This window comes from Dietzia sp. DQ11-38-2 (assembly GCF_014145055.1).
GTDB lineage: Bacteria > Actinomycetota > Actinomycetes > Mycobacteriales > Mycobacteriaceae > Dietzia.
In genome coordinates, this window is sequence record NZ_JAALDW010000401.1 from 1,561 (window position 1) to 6,480 (window position 4,920).

Annotated in this window: 5 protein-coding genes; 4 read left to right on the forward strand and 1 reads right to left on the reverse strand. The window is 70.4% G+C overall.

The annotated features are described in order from the left end of the window. Positions 1-311 precede the first annotated feature (311 nt). Genes G6026_RS13205 through G6026_RS13220 form a run of 4 tightly spaced genes read left to right on the forward strand, consistent with a single transcriptional unit; the run spans position 312 to position 4,286 of the window. Positions 312-1,529 (forward strand): acyl-CoA dehydrogenase family protein, encoded by a 1,218-nt coding sequence (locus tag G6026_RS13205; RefSeq protein ID WP_182613442.1) that lies wholly within the window; start codon positions 312-314, stop codon positions 1,527-1,529. Between the two features lie 47 nt (positions 1,530-1,576). Further along, complete coding sequence (locus G6026_RS13210; protein ID WP_107755716.1) at positions 1,577-2,671, forward strand: bifunctional MaoC family dehydratase N-terminal/OB-fold nucleic acid binding domain-containing protein; 1,095 nt, start codon at positions 1,577-1,579, stop codon at positions 2,669-2,671. Further along, complete coding sequence (locus G6026_RS13215) at positions 2,668-3,102, forward strand: MaoC family dehydratase (protein ID WP_107755717.1); 435 nt, start codon at positions 2,668-2,670, stop codon at positions 3,100-3,102. The genes G6026_RS13210 and G6026_RS13215 overlap by 4 nt, the downstream gene beginning before the upstream one ends. Then, positions 3,099-4,286: a lipid-transfer protein gene (locus G6026_RS13220; RefSeq protein WP_107755718.1), complete on the forward strand. Its 1,188-nt coding sequence runs from the start codon at positions 3,099-3,101 to the stop codon at positions 4,284-4,286. Before G6026_RS13215 ends, G6026_RS13220 begins: the two co-directional genes overlap by 4 nt. 57 nt (positions 4,287-4,343) lie before the next feature. Here G6026_RS13220 and G6026_RS13225 read toward each other — a convergent pair. Further along, positions 4,344-4,920: alpha/beta hydrolase fold domain-containing protein (locus G6026_RS13225; protein WP_182613443.1), on the reverse strand; the 577-nt coding region annotated here is incomplete at its 5' end.

Here is a 4,920-nt window from a genome sequence, read left to right on the forward strand (position 1 = left end):
CCGACGTCTACATCATCTCGCGCACGCTGCACGTGATCTCACAGTCGGTGACCTGGCGGGTCTCGGAGGGGCTCACCGGCCCGGCGGACCGCTACGCCACCGATCCCGCGATCGGTGCCTACTGGCTGGCCACCGAGGGGCCGCGAGCGGTGCAGATGCTGCACCACCTGCACGGCGGGGTCGGGGTGGACATCACCTACCCCATGTTCCGGTACTCGTCGGCGGTGAAGGACCTGGCCCGCTTCGTCGGCGGCGCGCAGTACCACTTGGACGACCTCGCGTCGGCGGTGGCGTCCGACCCCGTCGAGCACGTGGCACCCGCCTCGACCGACGCCGACGCCGGGGCGACCCCGGAGGGCACCTTCATCGACCTCACCTCAGACCAGCGGGCGCTGCAGGCCGAGCTCCGGGAGTACTTCTCCACGCTCATCTCGCCCGAGGAGGCGGCGGACATCGCCACCACGCGCCACGGCGACACCTACGCGAAGATCATCGAGCGGATGGGCCGGGACGGGTGGCTGGGCGTGGGGTGGCCCACCGAGTTCGGCGGTAAGGGTTTCGGCCACATCGAGCAGTTGATCTTCACCAACGAGGCCACCCGCGCCGACGTGCCGTTGCCGTCGGTCACGCTGCAGACCGTGGGCCCGACCCTGCAGAAGTACGGTACCGAGGCGCAGAAGGAGAAGTTCCTCCCCGGCATCCTCGACGGCTCGATCCACTTCGCCATCGGCTACTCCGAGCCCGACGCCGGCACCGACCTCGCCGCGCTGCGGACCACCGCCAGGCGCGACGAGGCGACCGGCGACTGGATCATCAACGGGCAGAAGATGTGGACCACCGGCGGCCATCACGCCGACTACATCTGGCTGGCCGCCCGCACCGGGGCCCCGGACTCCCGGCACCGCGGTCTGACCATCTTCATCGTCGACACCACCGACCCCGGGTTCTCGTACACCCCGATCATCACCTGCGACGGCGCCCACCACGTCAACGCCACCTACTACTCGGACGTGCGCGTCCCGGCGGACATGGTCGTGGGCGAGGTCGACGGTGGATGGAAGATGCTCACCACCCAGCTCAACCACGAGCGCGTGATGCTGGCGCCGTCCGGCCGACCGGGCGGGTACTACGACGAGCTGGTCGGCTGGGCCCGCGGCACCGGGGCCGACGGGGTCCGGCACCTGGACCGGCCGGAGGTCCGTCGCGGGCTCGCCGAGATCTTCGCGTTCGTCCGGCTCAACGAACTGCTCAACTGGCAGGTCTCCTCCGCCGGGGAGAACCCGTCGATGGGCGACTCGGCCGCGTCCAAGGTGTTCTCCACCGAGAGGATCCAACACGTCGGTCGGATCATCGAAGAACTACTGGGCCGCTTCGGCGACCCCACCGATCCCGACACCGCGAAGCTCCAGCGGTGGTTCGACATGATGAACAAGCGCAACGTCGTGATCACCTTCGGGGGAGGCGTCAACGAGGTCATGCGCGAACTGACCTGCATGGGCGGCCTCGGCATGCCCCGCACCGCCCGCTGACGGCGACCCGATCCGGCCACGTCCACCACCGAACGAGAAGGACATCCATGAGTGACGAGCAGGCGGACCGCATCCTCGCCGCCGCCGACGAGGTGCGCCGGTCCGGGGGCAGCGCCCCCAGGACGGGCCGAGATCCCGTCAATCTGCCGATGATCCGCAACTGGACCGAGGCGATCGGTGACGTCAACCCGATCTACACCGACGAGGCCGCAGCGGGGGCGGCCGGCCACGGTGGCCTCGTGGCCCCGCCGGCGATGGCGCAGGTGTGGACCATGCGTGGTCTGGGGAAGGCTCGGGAGGCCGACGACCCGCTGGGGCGGATGACCGACATCCTCGACGCCGAGGGCTTCACCTCGGTGGTGGCCACCAACTGCGACTCGACCTACCACCGGTACATCCGCCCCGGCGAGGAGGTCACCATCTCCTCGGTGCTCACCGACGTCGTGGGACCCAAGACCACGGGCCTGGGGGAGGGCTGGTTCTTCACCACCCGCAACTACTGGCGGGTCGGCGACGAGCTCGTGGCGGAGATGGACTTCCGGATCCTCAAGTTCCGCCCCGCCGCCCGTCAGGCCGAGCCGGCTACCAAGCCCGCCGCCAAGCCCGCCGCCGAGTCCGCCGGCATCGTCTCGAGCTCCGGGGCCCCTACGGACGACCTGGTGGTGGGAAAGGTCATGCGCCCGTCCGTCTCGCAGGACACGCGCTTCTTCTGGGACGGCGTCCGCGCCCACGAACTGCGCATCCAGACACTCGAGGACGGCTCGCTGCAGCACCCGCCCGTCCCGGCGCTGTGGAAGGACAGGTCCGAGCAGACCGACTACGTCGTGGCCTCCGGTCGCGGCACCGTGTACAGCTTCGTCACCCACCACGCCCCACGCGTCCCGGGACGCACCCGGTTCCCGTTCGTCATCGCCCTCGTGGAGCTGGAGGAGGGGGTGCGGATGCTCGGTGAGTTGCGCGAGGTGGACCCGGCCGAGGTGACGATCGGGATGCCGGTCGAGGTCGAGTTCCTCGACATGCCGGGCGACCCCGGCGAGGACGCCGCCTTCGGGACCGAGCCGTGGACCCTGTACGCCTGGCGGCCGGTCGCCGACCGCCAGGCCACCGAGCACGCGAGCACCGAGCGGGAGGAGTCGAAGTGAGTGATCGAGTGATCTGCCCGGCCGAGCCGCCCGCGGTGGCGGTGGGGGACCGACTGCCCGAGTTGACCGTCGAGGGCACCCCGACGTTCATCGTGGCCTCCGCTCTGGCGACCCGGGATTTCCAGGACGTGCACCACGACCGCGACCTCGCTCACGCCAAGGGCTCCGAGGACATCTTCGTCAACATCCTCACGGACACGGGTCTGGTGCAGCGGTTCGTCACCGACTGGGCGGGTCAGCGCGCCCGGATCACGTCGATCAGGCTGCGCCTCGGAGTGCCCTGGTACGCGTACGACACGCTCACCCTGGCCGGTGAGGTCACCGGGGTCGACGCCGACGGGCTGGTCACTCTGAAGATCGTCGGCACGGACTCGTTGGGCGCGCACGTCACCTCGACGGCGACCCTCTACATGAACGGAGATCCACAGTGAGCACCCTCGCGGCCGAGTCACTCGCCAACCGGGCCGCGATCGTCGGCATCGGTGCCACCGACTTCTCCAAGGACTCGGGCCGCTCCGAGCTGCGTCTGGCCGCCGAGGCCGTGCGCGCGGCCGTGGCGGACGCGGGACTGCAGCCGTCGGACGTGGACGGCCTGGTGTCCTTCACGATGGACACCAACACGGAGATCGCGGTGGCGCGGGCCGCCGGCATCGGCAGCCTGAACTTCTTCTCCCGGATCCACTACGGCGGCGGCGCGGCGTGCGCCACGGTGCAGCAGGCCGCGATGGCCGTGGCGACCGGGGTGGCCGAGGTGGTGGTCTGCTACCGCGCGTTCAACGAACGGTCGGGGATGCGGTTCGGCCAGGTCAACTCGGCCCTGGTGCAGCAGGTCAACTCGTCCGGGACGGACAACGCGTTCTCCTACCCGCACGGGCTGTCGACCCCGGCCGGGTTCGTGGCGATGGTCGCCCGGCGGTACATGCACGACTACGGGGCCACGAGCGAGGACTTCGGCCGGATCGCGGTGGTGGACCGCACGCACGCGGCCGTCAACCCGAACGCGTTCTTCTACGACAAGCCGATCACGCTCGCGGATCACCAGAGCTCGCGCTACATCGCCGAGCCACTGCACCTGTTGGACTGCTGCCAGGAGTCCGACGGCGGCCAGGCGATCGTCGTGACCACCCCCGAACGCGCCCGGGACCTGCCGCACCGGCCGGTGTCGATCGCGGCGGCCGCCTCGGGTTCGGGGCCCGATCAATACATCATGACCTCGTACTACCGCCCGGAGCTCGCCGGGCTGCCGGAGATGGGGATCGTCGGCGATCAGCTGTGGTCCCAGTCCGGACTCCGTCCGCAGGACATGGACATGGCGGTGCTGTACGACCACTTCACGCCGTACGTCCTCATGCAGCTCGAGGAGCTCGGCTTCTGCGGCCGAGGAGAGGCCAAGGACTTCGTCCGTGAACCGGGCGCGCTCGAGGTGGGCGGGCGGCTGCCGCTCAACACCCACGGCGGGCAGCTCGGCGAGGCCTACATCCACGGCATGAACGGCATCGCGGAGGGCGTGCGTCAGCTGCGGGGCGACTCGGTGAACCAGGTGCCGGGTGCGGAGAAGCTGGTCGTCACCGCGGGCACCGGGGTGCCGACGTCGGGCCTGGTGCTCACGGTCTGACCGACGGTATGGCGGTGCGGCTGACCGCGGGGCCGACCGACGGCCCGACCTCGGGGCTCAGCCGCGCAGGCACCCGCGGATGAACGACCCGATGTCGCGCACCGCGAGCTTGGCCTCGGGGACGAGGGGGTGGAACACCTGGAACACGTGGAACTGGTGGGGCCAGAGCTGGAACTCGTGCCGGACCCCGTGTTCGGCGAACCGCTCGGCGAGCTTCTCGATCCCCCCGCAGAAGATCTCCTCGCCCCCGCACTGGATGAGGAACGGCGGCCAGTCCGGGGACGGGACGTGATTGATCGGCGAGATGGCGGGATCGTCCGGGTCCACCCCCGGGGCGTACTGGCGTCGGCACAGCTCGGCCAGGCCGAGGGCGAGGAACGGGTCCTTGCGGGTGCGGTCGCGGGCGGTCATGTCCGTGAAGTCCAGATCCACCCACGGTGAGAGCAGGACGACCCCCGCCGGCATCGCGGCCTTCTCCGCGCCGAGGGCGGCCACGAGTTGCAGGGCGAGGTTGCCGCCGGCGGAATCCCCGGCCACCACGATGTCCTGCGCCCGGAAGCCCATGCTCAGCAGCCACTCCCAGCCCGCGAGGGTGTCCTCGGTGGCCGCGGGGTGCGGGTGCTCGGGCGCGAGC

Excerpts from the sequence above, each read along its gene's own strand:
- G6026_RS13210 (WP_107755716.1), top strand. The coding sequence starts at position 1,577 with ATGAGTGACGAGCAGGCGGACCGCATCCTCGCCGCCGCCGACGAGGTG.